21 protein-coding genes are annotated in these 21,907 nt (G+C 33.6%); 17 read left to right on the top strand and 4 right to left on the bottom strand.

Annotation, left to right across the window (positions count from 1 at the left end):
- Positions 1–8 precede the first annotated feature (8 nt).
- The 3 genes from CD128_RS06470 (at position 9) to CD128_RS06460 (ending at position 2,288) form a co-directional block, all read left to right on the top strand.
- The gene (locus tag CD128_RS06470; RefSeq protein WP_103329209.1) at positions 9–470 is read left to right on the top strand and encodes a DUF420 domain-containing protein; all 462 of its coding nucleotides are present in this window, start codon (positions 9–11) and stop codon (positions 468–470) included.
- A 269-nt stretch (positions 471–739) separates the two neighbouring features.
- Positions 740–1,807 carry a CAP-associated domain-containing protein gene (locus CD128_RS06465; RefSeq protein WP_103329208.1) on the top strand — a complete coding sequence of 356 codons (1,068 nt, stop codon included), beginning with the start codon at positions 740–742 and terminating at the stop codon, positions 1,805–1,807.
- Positions 1,808–1,853: 46 nt separating this feature from the next.
- Positions 1,854–2,288: a YlbF/YmcA family competence regulator gene (locus CD128_RS06460; RefSeq protein WP_103329207.1), complete on the top strand. Its 435-nt coding sequence runs from the start codon at positions 1,854–1,856 to the stop codon at positions 2,286–2,288.
- 67 nt (positions 2,289–2,355) lie between these two features.
- On the opposite strand, the gene CD128_RS06455 is transcribed toward CD128_RS06460, so the two are convergent.
- Positions 2,356–3,288, bottom strand: a complete 933-nt coding sequence (locus tag CD128_RS06455; protein ID WP_103329206.1) for a glycerophosphodiester phosphodiesterase — start codon at positions 3,286–3,288, stop codon at positions 2,356–2,358.
- Positions 3,289–3,465: 177 nt separating this feature from the next.
- Here CD128_RS06455 and CD128_RS06450 point away from each other — a divergent pair, with 177 nt between their 5' ends.
- Positions 3,466–3,717 (top strand): DUF2129 domain-containing protein, encoded by a 252-nt coding sequence (locus CD128_RS06450; RefSeq protein WP_103297406.1) that lies wholly within the window; start codon positions 3,466–3,468, stop codon positions 3,715–3,717.
- Positions 3,718–3,791: 74 nt separating this feature from the next.
- Here CD128_RS06450 and CD128_RS06445 read toward each other — a convergent pair whose 3' ends face one another.
- Positions 3,792–4,181: a DUF7147 family protein gene (locus CD128_RS06445; protein ID WP_103329205.1), complete on the bottom strand. Its 390-nt coding sequence runs from the start codon at positions 4,179–4,181 to the stop codon at positions 3,792–3,794.
- A 70-nt stretch (positions 4,182–4,251) separates the two neighbouring features.
- Between CD128_RS06445 and rsmD the strand changes: the two genes are divergently transcribed.
- Together rsmD and coaD are read left to right on the top strand one after the other, a co-directional pair.
- Positions 4,252–4,803, top strand: coding sequence for a 16S rRNA (guanine(966)-N(2))-methyltransferase RsmD (gene rsmD / locus CD128_RS06440; protein WP_103329204.1), 552 nt, complete (start codon positions 4,252–4,254; stop codon positions 4,801–4,803).
- Positions 4,796–5,281: a pantetheine-phosphate adenylyltransferase gene (coaD, locus tag CD128_RS06435; RefSeq protein ID WP_103329203.1), complete on the top strand. Its 486-nt coding sequence runs from the start codon at positions 4,796–4,798 to the stop codon at positions 5,279–5,281. Before rsmD ends, coaD begins: the two co-directional genes overlap by 8 nt.
- Positions 5,282–5,361: 80 nt before the next feature.
- On the opposite strand, the gene CD128_RS06430 is transcribed toward coaD, so the two are convergent.
- Positions 5,362–6,498, bottom strand: a complete 1,137-nt coding sequence (locus CD128_RS06430) for a nucleotidyltransferase (RefSeq protein WP_103329202.1) — start codon at positions 6,496–6,498, stop codon at positions 5,362–5,364.
- A gap of 126 nt (positions 6,499–6,624) precedes the next feature.
- Here CD128_RS06430 and CD128_RS06425 point away from each other — a divergent pair, with 126 nt between their 5' ends.
- The 5 genes from CD128_RS06425 (at position 6,625) to pheT (ending at position 12,158) form a co-directional block, all read left to right on the top strand.
- Positions 6,625–7,179, top strand: coding sequence for a YceD family protein (locus CD128_RS06425; RefSeq protein WP_103329201.1), 555 nt, complete (start codon positions 6,625–6,627; stop codon positions 7,177–7,179).
- Between the two features lie 85 nt (positions 7,180–7,264).
- Positions 7,265–7,438: a 50S ribosomal protein L32 gene (rpmF, locus tag CD128_RS06415; protein ID WP_002435373.1), complete on the top strand. Its 174-nt coding sequence runs from the start codon at positions 7,265–7,267 to the stop codon at positions 7,436–7,438.
- 135 nt (positions 7,439–7,573) lie between these two features.
- On the top strand, positions 7,574–8,314 hold the full coding sequence (locus CD128_RS06410; RefSeq protein ID WP_103329200.1) for a TrmH family RNA methyltransferase: 741 nt from the start codon (positions 7,574–7,576) through the stop codon (positions 8,312–8,314).
- Positions 8,315–8,697: 383 nt separating this feature from the next.
- The gene (gene pheS / locus CD128_RS06405) at positions 8,698–9,756 is read left to right on the top strand and encodes a phenylalanine--tRNA ligase subunit alpha (RefSeq protein WP_103329199.1); all 1,059 of its coding nucleotides are present in this window, start codon (positions 8,698–8,700) and stop codon (positions 9,754–9,756) included.
- Positions 9,756–12,158 (top strand): phenylalanine--tRNA ligase subunit beta, encoded by a 2,403-nt coding sequence (pheT, locus tag CD128_RS06400; RefSeq protein WP_103329198.1) that lies wholly within the window; start codon positions 9,756–9,758, stop codon positions 12,156–12,158. Before pheS ends, pheT begins: the two co-directional genes overlap by 1 nt.
- 833 nt (positions 12,159–12,991) lie before the next feature.
- Here pheT and rnhC read toward each other — a convergent pair.
- A complete protein-coding gene (gene rnhC / locus CD128_RS06395) occupies positions 12,992–13,927 on the bottom strand; it encodes a ribonuclease HIII (RefSeq protein WP_103329197.1) in 936 nt (311 codons plus the stop codon).
- Positions 13,928–14,175: 248 nt separating this feature from the next.
- Here rnhC and zapA point away from each other — a divergent pair, with 248 nt between their 5' ends.
- The 6 genes from zapA to uvrC all read left to right on the top strand — a co-directional run bounded on the left by zapA (position 14,176) and on the right by uvrC (position 21,513).
- Entirely contained in the window at positions 14,176–14,442 is a 267-nt protein-coding gene (gene zapA, locus CD128_RS06390) for a cell division protein ZapA (protein ID WP_103297417.1), read from the top strand.
- Entirely contained in the window at positions 14,443–14,964 is a 522-nt protein-coding gene (locus CD128_RS06385) for a CvpA family protein (RefSeq protein WP_103329196.1), read from the top strand.
- Between the two features lie 77 nt (positions 14,965–15,041).
- A complete protein-coding gene (gene polX, locus CD128_RS06380) occupies positions 15,042–16,754 on the top strand; it encodes a DNA polymerase/3'-5' exonuclease PolX (RefSeq protein WP_103329195.1) in 1,713 nt (570 codons plus the stop codon).
- Positions 16,755–16,763: 9 nt separating this feature from the next.
- A complete protein-coding gene (locus CD128_RS06375) occupies positions 16,764–19,115 on the top strand; it encodes an endonuclease MutS2 (RefSeq protein WP_103329194.1) in 2,352 nt (783 codons plus the stop codon).
- A gap of 202 nt (positions 19,116–19,317) precedes the next feature.
- Positions 19,318–19,632, top strand: coding sequence for a thioredoxin (trxA, locus tag CD128_RS06370; RefSeq protein ID WP_011276093.1), 315 nt, complete (start codon positions 19,318–19,320; stop codon positions 19,630–19,632).
- Positions 19,633–19,728: 96 nt separating this feature from the next.
- A complete protein-coding gene (uvrC, locus tag CD128_RS06365) occupies positions 19,729–21,513 on the top strand; it encodes an excinuclease ABC subunit UvrC (RefSeq protein WP_103329193.1) in 1,785 nt (594 codons plus the stop codon).
- The last annotated feature ends 394 nt before the right edge of the window (positions 21,514–21,907 follow it).

Here is a 21,907-nt window from a genome sequence, read left to right as displayed (position 1 = left end):
TGAAACTTATGAATTTACCAATTCTACCAACGATTAGTACAAGTTGTATTGTTATTAGTGCTATTCTCGTGGCAATCGGCTGGTGGCAAATCTGGCATCGTCATATTGATAAGCACAAGAAAACAATGCTATGGGCAGCAGGCTTTGCATTAACGTTCTTTATTATTTACGCCACGCGAACAATATTCTTAGGAAATACCGATTTTGGTGGACCTGATTCTGTAAGAACGTATTATAAAATTTTCTTAATATTCCACATTAACCTTGCTACAATTGGTGGTGTATTAGGCTTACTACAAATCATCACTGCATTTAAGGATAAATTTAATTGGCATAGAAAAGTAGGACCTGCAGCGTCAGTTATCTGGTTCTTTACAGCCATTACTGGCGTGGTTGTGTACTTATTACTTTATGTCTTTTATCCAGGTGGGGAAACAACTTCAGTAATTAAAGCAACACTTGGCTTATAAATTAATATGGACCCTTCAAAGTAGACGTTGAAAAACGAAAACTTTGAAGGGTTTTTTTATAGAATATAGTGTTTAGGTTAAAAATATATTGTTAAGTAGTTAAAATGATGATGATTTTTAAAACATATTAATCTAATAGTGTTTAATATGTTTTGAAAATAGGTATAAACTACTTTGAGTATTTTCAGTTTTAAGTGTGATATAGATATCTTGATTGTTAAAATAGATATTTTGTACAATAGATATAATTCAAAATAGGTGGGTGAAAGATGGCAAAATTAATTATTAAAGTTTTAGGCGTGATATTTTTAGTTGTTTTTTTAATATATTTATTTTACTCACCAAGGTTAAAATTTGATGTATTAGAAAATCCTAATAAATCTACAACGACGAATCGTACAGAACAAACGCCTCATTCACAAACGGAAACTGAAAACCCAGCACCTAAAGAAGGAGTAGGAACATGGATTGGCCAAGATATTCATTACCTCACAAACAAGTTTGGTCAAGCTAATCGTGTTTATCCTTTTAAAAATAATTATACAAATTATATTTTTAAAAGAGAGCAACAATATTACATAGTGTCTACGAAAAACGATAAAATTAAATCTGTTTATGCTACTGGTCAAAAGGCTAAAATTGACTCTTTAAAAATCAATGAAAGTGCCTCTCACATTTTCGAAAATACAAGTATCAATCCAGACCCTTCATTTAAAGTTAATGGCAAGGAATATAACTTTGAATTGTCGGATGAAGATATTAAAACGCAAGCTTTAATTAAATATGGTAAGATTTATGCACAAATCTATGTGGATCAACAATCAAATCGTATTATGGGTGTTCGTTATTTGGATAAAGAAGCCTTAGCTTTCTTAAAACCGTATCAATTAGCTAGTGAGGAAGACAACACTGAATCTAATGAAGATAGTGGCGAGTTAAACGAAGACAATACAAGTAAGTTGCCGTATGAACAAAATCCAAATCAACTGATGACGTTATACGAAATTACAAATGAAATGCGTAAATTAAAACATATTAAACCTTTAGCCATTAATTCAGATATTGCGCATATTGCCGCTATGAATTTATATGAAGCGACAAGTAAAGAGGATGTCGAGTTCACTGAAGAAGCATTGAAAAGTCAACTTGATAATGAGGGGATTGATTTTAAATCAACTAGCCAAAACGTAGGTTATGACTTTGATGATGTGCCAACGCTTATTCATAGTTGGATGAATTCAGATATACACCGTTCAAGAATATTAAATACGAAATATGACGAAATGGGTGGAGAAGTAATGAAAAATTATTATTCACTTATCTTTGTTGAGAAATAGTATAGAGTTTTTATAGAAAATTTTTGGAAAGGAGGCTTATTTAATTATGTACACTGAAGAAACAATGTCGATTTTAGATGATATAGATGCATTATCAGACATGATTGTGCAATCTCAGCTTTATCATGATTTTAGAGAAGCTCAAGAAAGACTAAATCATGATGATGAGGCGCATTTAATGTATCAAGCCTTTTTGAAATCTAAAATGAAATATGATGAAGTGATGCGATTTGGAAAGTATCATCCAGATTATCAACATGTAATGATGGATACGCGCCGGCGTAAACGGGCTTACGAAATGTTACCTGTGGTTATGGATTATAAATCTAAAGAAGTCGCTTTACAAAATTTAATTGATGAAGTGGTAAGTAAGATTGCTTTTTCTGTTTCTGAAAATGTGAAAATTGAAGCTGGTAATCCTTTCTTTAAAACGGATCATAATGGATGTGCCACAGGAGGCACATGCAATTGTAGCTTATAATATAAAAAGTGAGGTATTGAAGATGTAGCATAACATCTTCAATACCTCACTTTTCTTAAACTCTAAATTATTTAGTAGTATTCGTTAAAGAAGTTTTAAATTGTTTACCTAGGTCTGGACGATCTGTAACAAGTGTATGAGCGCCTTTGGCATGTAAATCGGCCATTAAATCCGCACTATTTACACCGTAATAACCTGGAACAATATTTAATAAATTAAGCCATTGAATGAAACGTTGTGACGTTAAAGGAATGCCTTTGAATTTTAATGGCATTTGGAAAGTATCAGCGACAGGTTGGTAAGTATGACCTAAACCTGTGTTAAATTTTACAAAACCTTCAGCAACTTCTTGTTGGCTTGCTCCGATTGCAACATCATTGTTACTAATTGCTCTAAAGCGATCATTTTGTGCTTTATGGAAACTTGTTACAAGAACACGATTTTGTGCATTATTTTTAACAATAATTTCGTACATTTTATTTGGTGCCACAGAGCCTTCGTAACTATTAGGCGCGTCTTTCAAATCTACATTGATATACATTTTAGGATACATAGTTAATAATTCATCGAACGTTAAAATTTTTGCGTGTTCATGGCCACGATAAGGATGCGTGCCATTAATATCGGTAAAGTGATAACCTGCATCTAAACGTTTTAATTCTGCTAGCGTGTGCTCACTGACTTTTCCAGAACCGTTTGTAGTGCGGTCAACTGTAGCGTCATGAAAGACAATTAATTCTTCATCTTTAGTAAGTCGAACATCAGTTTCAAAGCCATCTAAACCATGAGCTACTGCGTTATCAAAGGCTAATTGCGTTTGTTCTGGACGTACAGCCATACCGCCTCGATGTGCAAAGATATATGGCGCTTGACCATCAAAGAACTTTGGAATTTGCTTCTTCGTTTCGACGTCTTTATTTTTATTAATGAATAATAGACTGCCTAACAAACCAGCGCTTGCTAAACTTAAATTTAAAGCCCATCTCTTCTTATTTGTCATAAGTCGTTCCTCCTATAGGTTATTGCACTTAGCGTACCAAAAATTATTCACATGCAAAAGTAAAGCGATGTTCTAAAGCCACGTTGATAAATACAGTGAAATGAACTGTATTAAATATTTTATAAAATATTTAGTCGTGGTATAGTTAATATGCATAAAAATTGGAGTGAGTATGATATGGAATTAGTTTCGAGAGTCAGTTTAATTGTTTATTTAAAACATATTAAACATGAACGTCAAATTCGCAAATATGGACACATTGTTTATACAAATAAGCAACGTAAGTATGTTGTATTATATGTCAATGAACAAGATGCAGATGCAGTTGTTCATAAATTAATGAAATTAAAATATGTGCTCAACATTGATGGGTCACCTTATAAATATTTGAAAAAAACGTATGAAAAAGAGAAACATGAAATGTTATAAAGATTAAAATTGTAAATAATATTCACTTTATAATTGAGATGTCACTTCATATACTCTTTTAAGCTTTTGCATAGTTATTGCATAGGTGGTATCCAATTTTGTAATCTTAGTACGCTAATTAAATATTTAAAGTATAAATCGTGGGAGTGGAAAGCTTCTGGCGGTTGTACGTCAATATCTAACACAGGTATGTTATATTTGTTAGCGTGTGCATTGATAAGTTGAAACTTTTTATTATGGTCTGGGTAAGGATATTTCAAAGCATTGAGCATGATGTACATGGCTTGGAAATGTTGACCAGCAGTCGGTTGCATGATGATAGCAACAGAAGATAATTGCTTAGATGTTTGAGGTGAGTGGAAATAGACAATTTTGTCTATTCGAGTGTGATTGTATTCAATTATTGTTAAAAACTCGAATAAATCTGTAAGTCCTTCGCCTAAGACGATAAATGATTGTTTCATAGCGTGATCATTCTCCTTTTTCAAGACAAATTATATTAAATAACTTAAGGAAATGGAAGTGTAAGTCAGAATGAGAGTTATTGCGGGTAAGCATAAAAGTAAACCGTTAGAAAGTTTAGAGGGACGTAATACTCGTCCGACAATGGATAAAGTCAAAGAAGGAATCTTTAACAGTTTACACGATGTTCATGGTCTAGGACTGGACTTGTTTGCTGGAAGTGGCGCTCTAGGTATTGAAGGACTATCTCGTGGCATGGAGAAAGTCATCTTTGTAGATCAAAACTTTAAAGCGGTTAAAGTGATTCAAGCGAATTTAAAACAACTTAATTTAACGGAGCAAGCAGAAGTTTATAAGAATAATGCAGACCGTGCGTTAAAAGCATTAAACAAACGTGACATTCAATTTGATTATATCTTCTTAGATCCGCCTTACAATAAAGGATTAATTGATAAAGCGTTAGAACAAATTGCAGAGTTTGATTTATTAAAAGAAAGTGGTATCATCATTTGTGAGTTTAGCAACCAAGAAGATATCGACACCAAAGACTTCCAAGTGATTAAGCAATATCACTATGGGTTAACAGATACTTTGTTACTAGAAAAAGGAGAACAAAATGGCTAAAACAAAAGCGGTCATCCCGGGTAGTTTCGATCCAATTACAAATGGTCACTTAGATATCATTGAAAGAAGTGCAGAACGATTTGATGAATTACATGTTTGTGTGTTGAAAAATAGCAGTAAAGCAGGCACATTTAGTGTTGAAGAACGCATGGCTTTAATTCGTGAATCTGTAAAACATTTATCTAATGTAGAGGTACATAATTTCAATGGATTATTAGTAGATTTCTGTGATCAAATTGGAGCTCAAACAATTATTCGTGGTTTAAGAGCTGTTAGCGACTTTGAATATGAGTTGCGTTTAACTTCAATGAATAAAAAATTAAATAATAAAGTAGAAACAATGTACATGATGACAAGTACAAATTATTCATTTATTAGCTCAAGTGTTGTGAAAGAAGTAGCACAATATAAAGCTGATATTTCAGACTTTGTACCGCCAAATGTAGAAAAAGCATTGAAGGAAAAATTTAATAAATAAATATAACTATTTCATTTATAAAAGAGCGAAACAACGAAATTCTATTAAGTATCAGTAATTTCGATTTCGAAGTCTCGCTCTTATTTTCGTCTAATGACAGGTGTGTTAAAATCGTGAGCAGTTTGTCCAGAAAGTAAATTATAAATTTGAGTTGCCTTAATTTCATTTTTAAATAAATGAGCAGTTTTTTTATTTACATTAGTAATGTATTGTCTTTCCGGAAATTGAGATTTTAAATATTTTAAATACTGTTGTCCAGTTGGATTCATGCCTAATATTCGTATGCTATTAATTTCACTATCATAATCGTCTTTAGTGATGTTAAGTAATATTTGCATGAGTACGCGTTGTAAATGCGTATAAGTAAAGCGTTTCGTTTTGATTAAAGACATAAATTTTTCGAAATGATGCGCTTCTTGTATATGCGCTTTTAAGCGGTGTTCTAATCCTTCTGACATGGTATAAATTGTAGATAATTCTTCGGCAGACCGACTTAATAGATTATATTTAATCATTTGAAATGTATCTTCTTTTAATAGGTGAGGTTTGTCATACAAATCTTTAATTTCTGAAGGTACAACAGTTTTCCAATTATTCTCATCATTTAATATAGATTGTCGAATAGATGAGCCACTCGCAAACGTCTCATTTTTAATAGTTTTATCATGATGCGCTGAAGATAAACGCTGAATGGCTATGCCTTGAATCGTGGGGGCAAATTGAGAGATAGCCTTTAAATATGCTACGCTTAATATATTATTCGGCGATTGTAGTATATCTTGGTCTTCAATTAATTCATGCATAATTTTAGCGTAACTGTTGCCTTCTTTTATTAATTTTTGAAAATGTGGCGACTGTTCTAATTCAATAATATTTGTTGCTACATTTTCAAGACGGGTAATATCGGCAATTTCACTACCGAAAGCAATAGCGTCTATGTCTAAGTAATCAGCAACTTTAATGCCTGATTGAGCGAAATAATCACTTGAAGAAAGGGTAGCAATAGCAGGTAATTCTACTACAAGGTCAACGCCTAAAAGTGCCATTTGAGTGCGGACAAATTTATTGTAAAATGCAGGTTCGCCTCGCATAACAAAATTGCCACTCATAATAGCAATGCTTACGTCAGCATTGGACTGAATCTTCGCTTGTCGGGCATGATATAAATGACCATTATGAAATGGGTTATATTCAGTAATGAGTCCAACACTTTTCATTTGCATTTCGTCCTTTCAGTATTCATTATTAGTATTGTAACAGATGATAGGTTGTTAAGAAAAAATCTTGACAACTTATACTAGTAAAGTTAAAATAAATTTTGTGTTTGTTAGAGGTGAAGCCATATGAAATGGTCAATAACGCAATTAAGAAAATATCAAGGTAAGCCATTTGAGTTTAATCAAACGGCTAATTTTGAACATTTAATAGAACCCTTAGGTTTGATCGATTTATCAGAAATCAATGTTGAAGGGGAATTATCCGTTAAATCAAATGAAGTTATTGCAGATTTGCATGTAACAGGAACATACACTATGCCTTGTGCACGTACATTAGTACCAGTTGAAGTTCCTTTAGACGTGCGTACATCTGAAATATTTGATTTAGAAGGTTATGATAATTATACCGATGAAGAGGTAGAAGAAGATGAACATTATCATCTTGCTACTGATGGTATGATTAATGTCCGAAGCATTGTTGAAGAATTGGTTATCATTGAGAAGCCAATGCGAGCATTTTCTGAGAATAGTGATCAAATGCTTACAGAAGGTAATGGTTGGGAAGTTATTGACGAAGATCAAATGATCGAACTTGAAAAAGAGAAAGACAATGACGAATCCCAGACTAAACAAGTTGATCCTAGGCTTCAAAAATTACAACAATTATATGATAAAGAGTAATAGCAGGTTGTTTCAAATTATTGTATAATAATTTAATGACCTAAACACTTAAGATTTCGTGTTTCAATATTAAGGAGGATATATCATGGCAGTACCAAAAAGAAGAACGTCTAAAACTAGAAAAAACAAACGTCGTACGCACTTCAAAATTTCAGTACCTGGTATGACTGAATGCCCAAGCTGTGGCGAATACAAATTATCTCACCGCGTATGTAAAAACTGTGGTTCTTACAACGGTGAAGAAGTCGTTTCTAAATAATCGACTAATACTATGGTTGAATGAGTCTGTGACATTTTTTAATGTGACAGGCTCATTTTTATTTAAATAAGAGAAATGATAACTTACAATATAGATAAAGGTTAATAAATCACTCTTAAAAATGGAGATTACAATATGGAACAAATTACGTCAGCGCAAAATAGTAAAATTAAAAATGCAAATAAGTTAAAAAAGAAGCGTGAGCGCGATAAAACAGGCCAAGCGATAATCGAAGGTATACATCTAATTGAAGAAGCTTACCAAAGCGGTATCACGATTAAACAATTATTTGTCATCGAGCCAGAGAGAACGGATAATGCGCTTTTAGATTATGCAGAAGAAACATACGAAATTAATATGAAAGTGGCTGAATCCTTATCAGGTACAATTACGCCTCAAGGCTTTTTTGCAATCATTGAGAAGCCAGAATATGATATTACTCAAGCTAAACAAGTGTTGCTTATCGACCGCATTCAAGACCCAGGTAACTTAGGTACATTGATACGTACGGCTGACGCTGCTGGTATTGATTTAATTGTGATGGAGAAAGGTACAGCGGATCCATATCAAGATAAAGTATTACGTTCTAGCCAAGGCAGTGTCTTCCATATCCCAGTTATTAGTGAAGATTTAAAGGCATTTATCGACCAATTTGATGGCCCAGTTTACGGTACAGCTCTTGAAAATGCAGTCCCATTTAAAGAAGTGTCTTCACAAGAAAGTTTTGCCTTACTATTAGGTAATGAGGGCGAAGGGGTTAATAAAGCACTGTTAGAACAAACATCTCAAAATCTAATTATCCCAATTTACGGTAAAGCAGAAAGCTTAAATGTAGCTATTGCAGGAAGTATTTTACTTTACCATTTGAAAGGTTGACCATACGATTTAAAATCGGCTATACTTAGATGTAAATAATTTTTCAGATAAATAATTTAACATATAAAATTGAATGATTAACCGATAAAAAGACTTTAATTAACAAAGAGAATTGCCCAGGGAGAGTGAGCGTGACTGTAACTTACTCCAATTCTCGTTAATTGCTTTCATCTTTTTGGTTACTTAAAGAGATTTAAGTCGGAGTACGTCTTCGTTAACAACGTTAAACAAGTGTATGTCACATAAAGTATAGAGCATAGTTATGCTTTATAAAGACATAAATTTGGGTGGTACCACGGAAAGACTTTCGTCCCAGCATATAGGGAGGAAAGTCTTTTTTTGTATTAAATTTTAAAAAATAGAAAGCGTGAGGTGTCTGTAATATGACTCAAAACGATTCAATGGCAGAATTAAAACAACAAGCCCTTGTGGATATTAATGAAGCTCAAAATGAACGTGAATTACAAGATGTTAAAGTTGAATATTTAGGTAAAAAAGGCTCAGTAAGTGGCTTAATGAAAAACATGAAAGATTTACCTAATGAAGAAAAACCTGCTTACGGACAAAAAGTGAATGAATTACGTCAAACAATTCAAAGTGAATTAGATGAAAAGCAACAACTTTTAAAAACTGAAAAATTAAATCAACAATTAGCAGAAGAAACAATTGATGTGACTTTACCAAGTCGTCAAATTAGCATTGGTTCTAAACATCCTTTAACAAGAACAGTTGAAGAAATTGAAGATTTATTCTTAGGTTTAGGTTATGAAATTGTTGATGGTTATGAAGTAGAACAAGATTACTACAACTTTGAAGCATTGAACTTACCAAAATCTCATCCAGCACGTGATATGCAAGATAGTTTCTATATCACTGATGAAATTTTAATGCGTACCCATACATCTCCAGTACAAGCGCGTACAATGGAAAAACGTAATGGCCAAGGTCCAGTAAAAATTATTTGTCCTGGTAAAGTGTATCGTCGTGATTCAGATGATGCGACACATAGTCACCAATTCACACAAATTGAAGGCTTAGTTGTTGATAAAAATATTAAAATGAGCGACTTAAAAGGTACGTTAGAATTAGTAGCGAAAAAATTATTCGGTGCAGATCGTGAAATTCGCTTACGCCCAAGTTACTTCCCATTCACTGAACCATCAGTAGAAGTAGACGTATCTTGTTTCAAATGTAAAGGTAAAGGCTGTAACGTATGTAAACACACAGGTTGGATTGAAATCTTAGGTGCTGGTATGGTACATCCAAACGTACTTGAAATGGCCGGTTTCGATTCAAATGAATATTCTGGTTTCGCATTTGGTATGGGTCCTGACCGTATCGCAATGTTGAAATATGGTATTGAAGATATCCGTCATTTCTATACTAATGACGTTCGATTCCTTGATCAATTTAAAGCTGTTGAAGATAGAGGTGAAGCATAATGTTGATTTCAAATGAATGGTTAAAAGATTACGTAGACGCTGGCGTTTCAGTAGAAGACTTAGCAGAACGTATTACACGTACAGGTATTGAAGTTGATGATATGGTCGACTACACAAAAGATATTAAAAATTTAGTAGTAGGCTATGTACAATCTAAAGAGAAACATCCTGACGCTGACAAATTAAATATTTGCCAAGTAGATATTGGTGAAGAAGAAGCAGTTCAAATCGTTTGTGGCGCACCTAATGTAGATGCCGGCCAACATGTCATTGTTGCCAAAGTAGGCGGCCGTTTACCAGGCGGTATCAAGATTAAACGCGCCAAATTACGTGGTGAACGTTCAGAAGGGATGATTTGTTCATTACAGGAAATTGGTATTTCAAGTAATGTCGTACCTAAAGCTTATGAGAACGGTATCTTCGTCTTCCCAACTGAAGTTGAGCCGGGAACTGATGCACTAACAGCACTTTATTTAAACGATCAAGTGATGGAGTTTGATTTAACACCTAACCGTGCAGATGCATTAAGTATGGTAGGTACTGCTTATGAAGTAGCAGCTTTATATCAAACTGAAATGGCGAAGCCAGAAACGCAAAGTAACGAAACATCAGAATCTGCATCTAATGAATTATCAGTGACTATTGATAATCCTGAAAAGGTTCCATACTACAGCGCACGAGTGGTTAAAAACGTTACGATTGCGCCATCTCCAATTTGGATGCAAGCGCGTCTTATAAAAGCAGGAATTCGCCCAATTAATAATGTTGTTGATATTTCAAACTATGTATTATTAGAATACGGTCAACCATTACACATGTTCGATCAAGACCATATTGGTTCTAAAGAAATTGTCGTACGTCAAGCTAAAGATAAAGAAACAATGTCGACATTAGATAATACTGAACGTACGTTAGTGGATACTGATATCGTAATTTCAAATGGTAAAGAACCTATCGCATTAGCTGGCGTAATGGGTGGAGACTTTTCAGAAGTAACTGAACAAACTACTAACGTTGTTGTAGAAGGTGCAATCTTTGATCCAGTATCAATCCGTCACACATCACGTCGCTTAAATTTACGTAGTGAATCTTCTAGCCGTTTTGAAAAGGGTATCGCAACAGAATTTGTCGATGAAGCAGTAGACAGAGCATGTTATTTATTACAAACATATGCATCTGGTGAAGTGCTACAAGATAGAGTAGCTTCAGGAGATTTAGGTTCATTTGTGACACCGATTGATATTACAGCTGAAAAAGTAAATAAAACAATTGGTTTTGAGTTATCTAGTGACGAAATCAAAGCGATCTTTGAACAATTAGGCTTTGAAACACAACAAAATGGTAAAACATTAACAGTCAATGTACCATCACGCCGTAAAGATATTACGATTAAAGAAGACTTAATTGAAGAAGTTGCACGTATTTATGGTTACGATGAAATTCCTTCATCATTACCAGTATTCGGTGAAGTAACAAGTGGGGAATTAACTGATCGTCAACATAAAACACGTACAGTTAAAGAAACACTTGAAGGTGCTGGATTAAACCAAGCAATTACGTATTCATTAGTTTCGAAAGACCATGCGAAAGACTTCGCGTTACAAGAACGCCCAACGATTAGTTTATTAATGCCAATGAGTGAAGCTCATTCTACGTTACGTCAAAGTTTATTACCACATTTAATTGAAGCGGCTGCTTACAATGTTGCACGTAAAAACAAAGACGTTAGATTATATGAAGTAGGTCGTGTATTCTTTGGCAACGGTGAAGGCGAACTTCCTGATGAAGTAGAATACTTAAGTGGTATTTTAACTGGCGAATATGTAGTGAATACTTGGCAAGGTAAGAAAGAAGAAATTGACTTCTTTATTGCAAAAGGTGTAGTAGACCGTGTGGCTGAAAAACTTAATTTAGAATTTAGTTATAAAGCTGGAGAAATTAATGGTTTACACCCAGGACGTACTGCAATTATTTCATTAGAAGGTAAAGAAATCGGCTTTATTGGTGAATTACATCCTCAAGTCGCAGCAGATAATGATTTAAAACGTACGTATGTGTTTGAATTGAATTATGATGCGATTATGCAAGTGGCGGTAGGTTATATTAATTATGAACCTATTCCTAGATTCCCTGGTGTAACACGTGATATTGCCCTTGAAGTAAATAGTGATGTGCCTTCATCAGAATTGAAACAAATTATTCATGACAATGGTGAAGATATTCTTCAAAGTACATTAGTATTTGATGTTTACGAAGGTGAGCATTTAGAAGAAGGTAAAAAATCAGTTGCCATTCGATTAAATTATTTAGATACAGAAGATACATTAACAGACGAACGCGTATCAAAAGTTCATGATAAGGTTTTAGAAGCATTACAAGCACAAGGTGCTACAATTAGATAATCAATTTAAAGATTATAATATAAAGACTGTCGACAAAGTTTCCAACTTTGCCGACAGTTTTTATATACTTTTTCAATGAGTTCTAAGATAGATGTTCACTTGCTTAAGTTATTTCGCTATCCAGTGGGAAAGGCTCGTGCCTGTATTCTTGTAAAGTCGTTCTTAGATAGATGTTCACTCACTTAAGTTGCTACGCGTTCCAGGGGTGCCGTCTCAGCCTCGGTCTTCGACTGGCACTGCTCCCCTAGGAGTCTACGCAACTACGTTTCGTTATCTATCTTAGAACGACATGTGTAAGTGTGTAAACAATTAAAATTCTTATGTTAAATAACTTATTCATAAAGATTGCTATGTTAGTTTTTTGTACATAAGTGCATATATTGATAATCTTTAAAATTTCTAACACAATGCTATAATTCTTAACTTCATTATAATTTACTATATGAGATTACATTACTGATATTATGGAAAATTCCGTATTAAAATTTAAAATATTTAATTTAACTTAGCTATTTAAAAATCACAATTAATTACTTTATCATTTCATTTAATAAATTAAAGTGAACGTAAGTTTAGGGAAGTAAAAAATGAGAAGCAAATGACGTTGTGTGACGCTCGAGAAAGTAGTAATTTGATCATCCATTTAAGAACTACTTTTAGAAATATAAATTTAGAGCCTGGGACATTTAATAATGTCCCAGGCTTATTTCACATTTGGCAGTAGCTGACTGATTTGAAAAGGCGCTTAAATCAAGCTTTTTTCGAATCTAGTCATCCTTGCCGGGGCGGGACGACGAAATTATTTTAATTTCTGTCCCGCTCCCTTTTATACTTTAATTATATTTTTTAGTAACTAGAGTTTGTGCTTTTTCTCGGTTTTTGAAATGTTTTTTAGAAATACTATCTAATTTAGCAATGCCGTGTTGTTCAATAATGCGAGCGGCTGCTAAATCCACTTTATTACTAGCACCTTTTGGAATGTCACAGCGCATTGTTTTGGCAATATAATCCATATGCTTCACAAACGCATATCTAGAGATAATGCTTGCTGCAGCAATAGCTAAAGATTTTGATTCACCTTTTGTTTCAAATTTTGTTTTTTTTGGAAAAGGCAGTGCACTTAAGGCATAACGTTGATATACGCCACGCTCTGCAAATTGGTCAATCACAATATATTCTAATTCATCAGTAGAAATTTTTTGAGTCACATTTTTAATTGCTTCATTATGTAATACAGCTTTCATTTTAACTTGAGACCAACCTAAAGCTTGTCTTTCATTATATTTAATATTATCAAGTGTTAGTAATGAATGAGGCAGGAAGGTAATCAGTTGTTCTGCTAATTCTACAATTTTAGGATCGGTTAATTTTTTCGAATCATCGACGCCTAATGTTTTTAAAATTTGTACATGCTCTTTTGAAACGTAAGCAGCACATACAGTCAGTGGTCCAAAGTAATCGCCACTACCCGCTTCATCACTGCCAATGCAGTTATACTGATTGTATGAAATAGTAGGTGTCGGAGTTTGCTTAGCCTTAGACGTAGTTGCTTTCGAGTCAGTACTATGACTAGGTAATAATTGTTGAGCTACCGTTTCAGCCTGTTTGCCTTGAAACATGACTTTTCCAGAGTTATATATATTAATCGTTGTTTGATTATACTTTATACGTGCTTTCATACCATTAGGTAATTGAGAGGTTTCAAATGATACTTGTTGCATCAATTGTTGAATCTCTTGTTCTGTTAATTTATGAACGACGTTAGCCATTACGATGCTTGACCTCACTTTTCAAAAATACTGTTAAAACCTACATAATGATAACATATATATTAGTTAGAGTAAGAGATAACGTTAAAAGACTTAGAAGTAAAAGTATAGTATCTAGCCACTTACAAATAAGGGTATGCTCATGTATAATATATTGTGATTATTTACTAATTAAGAGAGTTTGTAATTTCTATATAACTATCCATGATAGGATTTAGAATAATTTAAATACGTCAGGAGTTGAGGTTATGGGAGAATTTAAAAATCGTATTAATGTTTCAATTAATGATCAAAATTATACTATTATCGGTGAAGACAGTCCGGAACATATTCGTTACGTGGCACATTTAGTTGATGAAAAATTAAAAGAAATGGGACGAAAATCATCTGGGCTAGATACAACAAGAAAATCTATTTTAACCGCAGTAAATATTATGCATGAGAAAGTTAAATTAGAAGAGGAAAATCGTAAGCTCCGTCAAGAAATTCAACAATTAAAACATCGAGAAGATTAGATGCTAATTGATGTCATTGTTGTACTTATCATCATTTATTATATTGTGATGGGGTTTAGAAGGGGCATTTGGCTCAGTAGTTTGCATTTATTAGCAACGATAGTCTCATTAATTATTGCGCATCATTTTTATCGTTCTATAGCTAAACAACTTATTGTGTTTATACCTTTTCCCAAGACAATCGCTTACGATACGGCATATGCATTTCACTTTAACGATTTACAACAACGTTTTGATACCATCTTCGCTTTTATTTTAATTATGTTTATTAGCAAGTTGCTTTTATATCTTATTATTGTAACTTTTGATAATATAGTGACGTATCAAAATATCGTATTAATAAGTAGAATATTGGGTTGTGTAATTAGCCCAGTAATGGCTATCATTTTGCTTCAACTGGGGCTATACATCGTAGCATTATATCCAGTTGACTGGCTACAACAAAGTTTATCGCATTCAATAATAGGAAGTGGCATTTTATTTCACACGCCATGGTTATCGTCCTATATTTTAAACTTATAATAAAACAAAACTGATATGAGGTCAGGACAATAAGACTATGTTAAATGTCCTGGTCTTCTTTTTATGGAGTGAGTGTAGTGACTAAAAAAGATGTAATTCAATTATTAGAAAAAATAGCCATATATATGGAATTAAATGGAGAAAATACATTTAAAGTTTCTGCATATAGAAAGGCAGCACAAAGTTTAGAAATCGATGAGCGTACGTTAGACGAAATTGAAGATGTGACAGAATTAAAAGGTATTGGTAAAGGCGTAGGGGACGTTATCAATGAATATCATAATACAGGAGAATCATCTACCTTATATGAACTTCAACAAGTTGTACCTGAAGGATTAATTCCATTAATGAAAATTCAAGGTTTAGGTAGTAAAAAAATAGCGAAACTGTACAAAGAGCTTAATATTACAGATAAAGAAAGTCTTCAAGCCGCATGTGAAAATGGCAAAGTAAGTGAATTAAGCGGTTTTGCTAAAAAGACGGAACAGAACATTTTAGAAGCTGTGAAAGCATTAGGTGCTAAAAAAGATCGTTATCCAATTGGGTTAATGCGTAAATTAAATAAAACGATTAGTGAATATTTAGAGACTATAGAAGACGTTGATAAATATTCTGTTGCTGGAAGCTTCCGTCGTTATAAAGAAATGAGTAAAGATTTAGATTATATTATCAGCACAAACCATCCTGATAGAGTGCAACAACAATTATTAGAGATTCCGAATAAAGTTAAAGAAGTGGCTGTGGGTCAAACCAAAGTTTCGCTTGAATTAACATATGATGACGAAACAGTTGGTGTAGACTTTAGATTAATCGAACCTGCTGCTTACTATCATACGTTACAACACTTTACGGGTTCTAAGGACCATAATATTCGCATTAGACAACTTGCGAAAGCGAAAAAGGAAAAAGTCAGTGAATATGGTATTGAACAACAAGATGGCACGCTTCTACAATTCCAAAGTGAAGCGGAAATTTATCAACATTTTGGCAGTGAATGGATAGACCCAGCAATACGCGAAGATGGCAGCGAATTTGATAAAGATTTAAGCAATATTATTACGTTAGATGATATTAATGGCGACATTCATATGCATACGACATATAGTGATGGTGCTTTTTCAATTCGAGAAATGATCGAAGCCAATATTGAAAAAGGTTACCAGTTTATGGCGATTACTGACCATTCTAAAAGTTTAAGAGTAGCAAATGGTTTGCAAGTAGAAAGATTATTGCGACAAAATGAAGAAATTAAAAAACTGAATGAAGAATATAAAGAAATAGATATTTATTCAGGTACTGAAATGGATATTTTACCAGATGGTTCATTAGATTATGATGATGATGTTTTAGCACAATTAGATTATGTGATTGCAGCCATTCATCAAAGCTTTAATCAGACTGAAGAAGAAATTATGAAACGTTTAGAAAGTGCATGTCGAAATCCTTATGTTCGACATATTGCACATCCTACAGGCCGAATTGTAGGTAGACGTAAAGGTTATGAGCCAAATATAGAGCAATTGATGCAATTGGCGGAAGAAACCAATACTATTATGGAAATTAATGCTAACCCAGGTCGTTTAGATTTAAATGCAGACATAGTACGAAAGTATCCAAACGTCAGATTAACAATTAATACGGATGCGCATCATATTGATCACTTAAACTTTATGAAATATGGTGTAGCAACCGCACAGAAAGGTTTCGTCCATAAAGATAGAGTCATTAATACAATGTCTAGGGAAGCATTTAAAGATTTAGTTGAAAATAATATAAAATTGAAGAAATAGAGGGATTGTATGAGACAAAAAACATTAGACGTCTTAGAATTTGATAAAATTAAATCATTTGTTGCTTCTGAAACAATGAGTGATTTAGGACGTGAAAAAGTGTCTAAGATGTCTCCAGCAACAGATTTTGAAACAGTAGAGTTTCAAATGAATGAAACAGATGAAATCTCACAAATTTATAATAAACACCGCATGCCTAGTTTAAGTGGTTTAGCTAAAGTATCTCCACTGATTCATCGTGCTACGATTGGCGGGGTATTGAATGTTTCTGAATTGAATTTGATTAAACGTTTGATTCAAGTTCAGAATCAATTTAAGACATTTTACAATCAATTACTTGAAGAAGATGAAGAAGTCGTTAAATATCCTATCTTGAATGATAAGATGACCCAACTGCCAGTACTTTCAGACCTTTTCCAAGAAATTAATGAGAAATGTGATACGTACGATTTATATGATAATGCAAGTTATGAGTTGCAAGGTATCAGAAGCAAGATTTCGAGCACGAACCAACGTATTAGACAAAATTTAGACCGTATTGTGAAGAGTCAGGCGAATCAGAAGAAATTATCAGATGCGATTATTACGGTGCGTAATGACCGAAACGTTATCCCGGTTAAAGCAGAATATCGCCAAGACTTTAAAGGGATTGTGCATGACCAATCTGCGTCTGGCCAGACGTTATATATTGAGCCGTCTTCAATAGTAGAGATGAATAATCAAATTAGTCGTTTACGTAATGATGAAGCGGTTGAACGTGAGCGTATCTTAACAGAATTGACAGGATTAGTAGCTGCTGAGGCAGATGGCTGTCTAGTAGCAGAATCTGTAATGGGACACATTGATTTCTTAACGGCTAAAGCACGTTATGCGCGTTCAATTAAAGGAACTAAACCTACATTTTATAAAGAAAGAACGGTTTATTTACCTAACGCTTATCATCCTTTATTAAATAGAGAAACTGTGGTAGCGAATACTATTGAATTTATTGATGATATTGAAACGGTGATTATTACAGGTCCTAACACTGGTGGTAAAACAGTCACACTTAAAACACTAGGTCTCATCATTGTAATGGCACAATCTGGCTTGCTGATTCCTACATTGGATGGGAGCCAATTAAGTGTCTTCGAGAACGTTTATTGCGATATCGGAGACGAGCAATCTATCGAACAGTCATTATCTACCTTCTCTTCTCATATGAAGAATATTGTTGAAATTTTAAAAGAGACAGATAAGAATAGCTTAGTCTTATTTGATGAATTAGGTGCAGGTACGGACCCTAGTGAAGGGGCAGCACTTGCGATGAGTATTCTAGATTATGTACGTGAGATTGGCTCTTTAGTGATGGCGACAACACATTATCCCGAGCTTAAAGCTTATAGTTATAATCGCGAAGGTGTAATGAATGCCAGCGTCGAATTTGACGTGAATACATTGAGCCCTACGTATAAATTATTGATGGGCGTTCCCGGTCGTTCGAATGCTTTCGATATTTCTAGAAAATTAGGTCTCAAACTGAGTATCATCAATAAAGCTAAAACAATGATTGGTACAGATGAACAAGAAATTAATTCAATGATAGAATCACTTGAAAAAAATTCAAAACGTGTAGATGAACAACGTATTGAATTAGACCGATTATTAAGAGAAGCTAAAACAACACATGATGACCTTGAGCAACAGTATCAACAATACAAAAATTATGAACAAAGATTAATGGATGAGGCTAAAGAAAAAGCCAATCAACGTGTGAAATCAGCAACAAAAGAAGCAGACGACATCTTAAAAGAATTACGCGAATTGCGAGATAAAAAAGGCGCTGATGTTAAAGAACACGAATTAATTGATAAGAAAAAACAATTAGATGATCAATATGAAGCGAAATCCATTAAACAAAATGTTCAAAAACAAAAATATGATGAAATTCACGCTGGAGACGAAGTAAAAGTTTTATCTTATGGCCAAAAAGGTGAAGTATTAGAACTTGTTGGTGAGGATGAAGCCGTTGTACAAATGGGTATCATTAAAATGAAATTGCCTATTGAAGATTTAGAAAAAACGAAGAAGAAAAAAGAAAAACCAGTTAAAATGGTAACGCGACAAAATCGTCAAACGATTAAAACAGAACTAGACTTAAGAGGTTACCGCTATGAAGAAGCGGTCGGCGAATTAGACCAATATATCGACCAAGCAGTGTTAAGTAACTATGAGCAAGTATATATTATTCATGGTAAAGGTACAGGCGCCTTACAAAAAGCTGTACAAAATCACTTGAAGAAACATAAAAGTGTGAAATCATTCCGAGGTGGTATGCCAAGTGAAGGTGGCTTCGGCGTGACTGTAGCTGAGCTCAAATAATTTATAATGTTTTTTGTAAGCAAGGAAGTTGATTTTTTATTTATTTGACGTACAATAAAGCGAGTGAAATAATAAATCAATGATTTGTAAGTAGAATTTTTTCAAAAACAAGAAATGGATTAATTGAGCAAGAGCAATGCAGATGCGATTAAAGTCTGTTATAATTTGCTCATCATTCAAAATTTAAGGAGGATTGGCAATTATGGCAATCGTAAAAGTAACGGATTCAAACTTTGATGAAAACATTCAATCAGGCGTTAAATTAGTAGACTTCTGGGCTACTTGGTGTGGACCTTGTAAAATGATTGCACCTGTATTAGAAGAATTAGCAGGTGATTATGACGGTAAAGCTGACATCTTAAAATTAGATGTAGATGAAAATCCTTCAACTGCTGCTAAATTTGAAGTAATGAGTATCCCAACTTTAATCGTATTTAAAGACGGCGAACCAGTCGATAAAGTAGTTGGTTTCCAACCTAAAGAAAACTTAGCTGAAGTTTTAGACAAACATCTATAAGAATGACAATAAAGTAATCAAGACTGGGGCATTACATTAAATGTAATCGCTCCGTCTTTTTTATATGCCTTTAAAATAGGAGGAAGGAGGACATTAATGGCAGACTACCAAGATAAGATTAAAGATAAGTTGAGCGTAGTTCCATTTGAACCAGGTTGTTATCTCATGAAAGACCGTAATGATCAAGTCATTTATGTAGGTAAAGCGAAACGTCTTAGAAATCGATTACGCTCATATTTCACTGGCGCGCATGATGCCAAGACAACGCGCTTAGTAGCTGAAATTAGAAATTTTGAATTTATAGTAACTTCGAGTGAAACTGAATCGCTTTTATTAGAATTAAATTTAATTAAACAATATCAACCGCGTTATAATATTTTATTAAAAGATGATAAAAGTTATCCATTTATAAAAATCACAAAAGAGAAGCATCCAAGATTAATCGTGACGAGAACGGTTAAGAAAGGTTCTGGTAAATATTTTGGACCTTATCCAAATGCGTATTCTGCGCAAGAAACGAAAAAGTTATTAGATCGTATTTATCCGTTTAGAAAATGTGATAATATGCCAGATAAATTATGCTTGTATTATCATATTGGGCAATGCATGGGGCCATGTGTATATGATGTTGACCAACAAAAATATGCCCAAATGACACGAGAAATTAGTGATTTTCTAAATGGCGAAGATAAAACGATTTTAAATAATTTAGAAACTCGTATGATGGATGCAAGTGAGAAATTAGATTTTGAACGTGCGAAAGAATATAGAGATTTAATACAACATATTCATAATTTAACTAAAAAACAAAAAATTATGTCTCCGGATAATACTATTCGAGACGTCTTTGGTTATAGCGTGTCTAAAGGTTGGATGTGTATTCAAGTATTCTTTATTCGTCAAGGTAATATGATTCAACGTGATGCTACGATGATTCCAATACAACAAACTGAAGAAGAAGAATTTTATACGTTCATAGGTCAATTCTATAGTTTAAATCAACACATTTTACCTAAAGAAGTCCATGTTCCGAAAAATCTTGATAAAGACATTATTCGGTCCGTAGTGGATACTAAAATTGTTCAACCGGCGAGAGGTACTAAAAAAGAAATGGTTGATTTAGCAAGCCATAATGCAGAAGTAGCCCTTGATAATAAATTTAAGTTAATTGCCAAAGATGAATCACGTACGGTCAAAGCGATTGAAGAATTAGGCGAGCGTATGGGCATTCAAACGCCGATTCGTATTGAAGCTTTCGATAACTCCAACATTCAAGGTGTCGATCCCGTTTCAGCAATGGTTACATTTGTGGATGGTAAACCTGATAAGAAAGGCTATCGTAAATATAAGATTAAGACTGTACAAGGTCCAGATGATTATAAATCGATGCGCGAAGTCGTGCGACGTCGTTATACACGTGTCTTGAATGAAGGCCTTCCTTTGCCAGACCTTATTATCGTCGATGGGGGTAAGGGACATATGTCAGGCGTTATTGATGTTTTGGAAAATGAATTAGGTTTAGACATTCCAGTCGCTGGTTTAAGAAAAAATGATAAACACCAAACATCTGAATTACTATACGGCGCAAATGCGGAAGTAGTACCAATGAAGAAAAATAGCCAAGCATTTTACTTACTTCATCGTATTCAAGATGAAGTCCATCGATTTGCAATTACCTTCCATCGTCAAACACGTCAAAAAACTGGTTTGCAATCTGTACTTGATACAGTAGATGGTATTGGCAGTAAACGAAAAACTAAACTGTTACGTACATTTGGTTCAATTAAGAAGATGAAAGAAGCGAGTGTAAGTGATTTACAAGCGGCAGGCCTCCCTGAAAAAGTAGCAAAAAAATTACAACAAGCGCTTAAAAGCGATTGATTTCAAAAAAAGGGGTATGAGAATTATTCTCATACCCCAAAAACATATAAAAAATGTTACAATAAAGTTAACAAAAAGCTTATTTTTTTAAGAAAGTATGGAAGCGTTTTCTAATTGAGAATTGTTATCAGCATAAGGTTTTTGAAAATAGCAAGATTTTACTTGCATATCTCATAAATCTACAATGAATAAAATGTATTTACTTTTTTAAGTCCTACTTGTTTACATAAATGATAAAAATGAAGCCTCATTTTTAGATAAATAATTTTCAGATTTATTCAAATTTTAATTTTGAGAATTTCTTATTTTGCAAGTACTAAATAAAGTAGTAAATACTTTTGTTAATAATTCTTAACGAGAGAGATGGGCTTTCTTAAGGATGGGCAATTTAAAT

This window comes from Staphylococcus croceilyticus (assembly GCF_002902575.1).
GTDB lineage: Bacteria > Bacillota > Bacilli > Staphylococcales > Staphylococcaceae > Staphylococcus > Staphylococcus croceilyticus.
This window is presented reverse-complemented; position numbering and strand designations above follow the sequence as displayed.

Excerpts from the sequence above, each read along its gene's own strand:
- CD128_RS06465 (WP_103329208.1), top strand. The coding sequence starts at position 740 with ATGGCAAAATTAATTATTAAAGTTTTAGGCGTGATATTTTTAGTTGTT.
- pheS (WP_103329199.1), top strand. The coding sequence starts at position 8,698 with ATGACTCAAAACGATTCAATGGCAGAATTAAAACAACAAGCCCTTGTG.
- rpmF (WP_002435373.1), top strand. The coding sequence starts at position 7,265 with ATGGCAGTACCAAAAAGAAGAACGTCTAAAACTAGAAAAAACAAACGT.
- CD128_RS06470 (WP_103329209.1), top strand. The coding sequence starts at position 9 with ATGAATTTACCAATTCTACCAACGATTAGTACAAGTTGTATTGTTATT.
- CD128_RS06455 (WP_103329206.1), bottom strand. The coding sequence starts at position 3,288 with ATGACAAATAAGAAGAGATGGGCTTTAAATTTAAGTTTAGCAAGCGCT.
- pheT (WP_103329198.1), top strand. The coding sequence starts at position 9,756 with ATGTTGATTTCAAATGAATGGTTAAAAGATTACGTAGACGCTGGCGTT.
- CD128_RS06385 (WP_103329196.1), top strand. The coding sequence starts at position 14,443 with ATGCTAATTGATGTCATTGTTGTACTTATCATCATTTATTATATTGTG.
- coaD (WP_103329203.1), top strand. The coding sequence starts at position 4,796 with ATGGCTAAAACAAAAGCGGTCATCCCGGGTAGTTTCGATCCAATTACA.
- CD128_RS06450 (WP_103297406.1), top strand. The coding sequence starts at position 3,466 with ATGGAATTAGTTTCGAGAGTCAGTTTAATTGTTTATTTAAAACATATT.
- CD128_RS06430 (WP_103329202.1), bottom strand. The coding sequence starts at position 6,498 with ATGAAAAGTGTTGGACTCATTACTGAATATAACCCATTTCATAATGGT.
- CD128_RS06460 (WP_103329207.1), top strand. The coding sequence starts at position 1,854 with ATGTACACTGAAGAAACAATGTCGATTTTAGATGATATAGATGCATTA.
- trxA (WP_011276093.1), top strand. The coding sequence starts at position 19,318 with ATGGCAATCGTAAAAGTAACGGATTCAAACTTTGATGAAAACATTCAA.
- rnhC (WP_103329197.1), bottom strand. The coding sequence starts at position 13,927 with ATGGCTAACGTCGTTCATAAATTAACAGAACAAGAGATTCAACAATTG.
- CD128_RS06425 (WP_103329201.1), top strand. The coding sequence starts at position 6,625 with ATGAAATGGTCAATAACGCAATTAAGAAAATATCAAGGTAAGCCATTT.
- rsmD (WP_103329204.1), top strand. The coding sequence starts at position 4,252 with ATGAGAGTTATTGCGGGTAAGCATAAAAGTAAACCGTTAGAAAGTTTA.
- CD128_RS06375 (WP_103329194.1), top strand. The coding sequence starts at position 16,764 with ATGAGACAAAAAACATTAGACGTCTTAGAATTTGATAAAATTAAATCA.
- zapA (WP_103297417.1), top strand. The coding sequence starts at position 14,176 with ATGGGAGAATTTAAAAATCGTATTAATGTTTCAATTAATGATCAAAAT.
- CD128_RS06445 (WP_103329205.1), bottom strand. The coding sequence starts at position 4,181 with ATGAAACAATCATTTATCGTCTTAGGCGAAGGACTTACAGATTTATTC.
- CD128_RS06410 (WP_103329200.1), top strand. The coding sequence starts at position 7,574 with ATGGAACAAATTACGTCAGCGCAAAATAGTAAAATTAAAAATGCAAAT.
- uvrC (WP_103329193.1), top strand. The coding sequence starts at position 19,729 with ATGGCAGACTACCAAGATAAGATTAAAGATAAGTTGAGCGTAGTTCCA.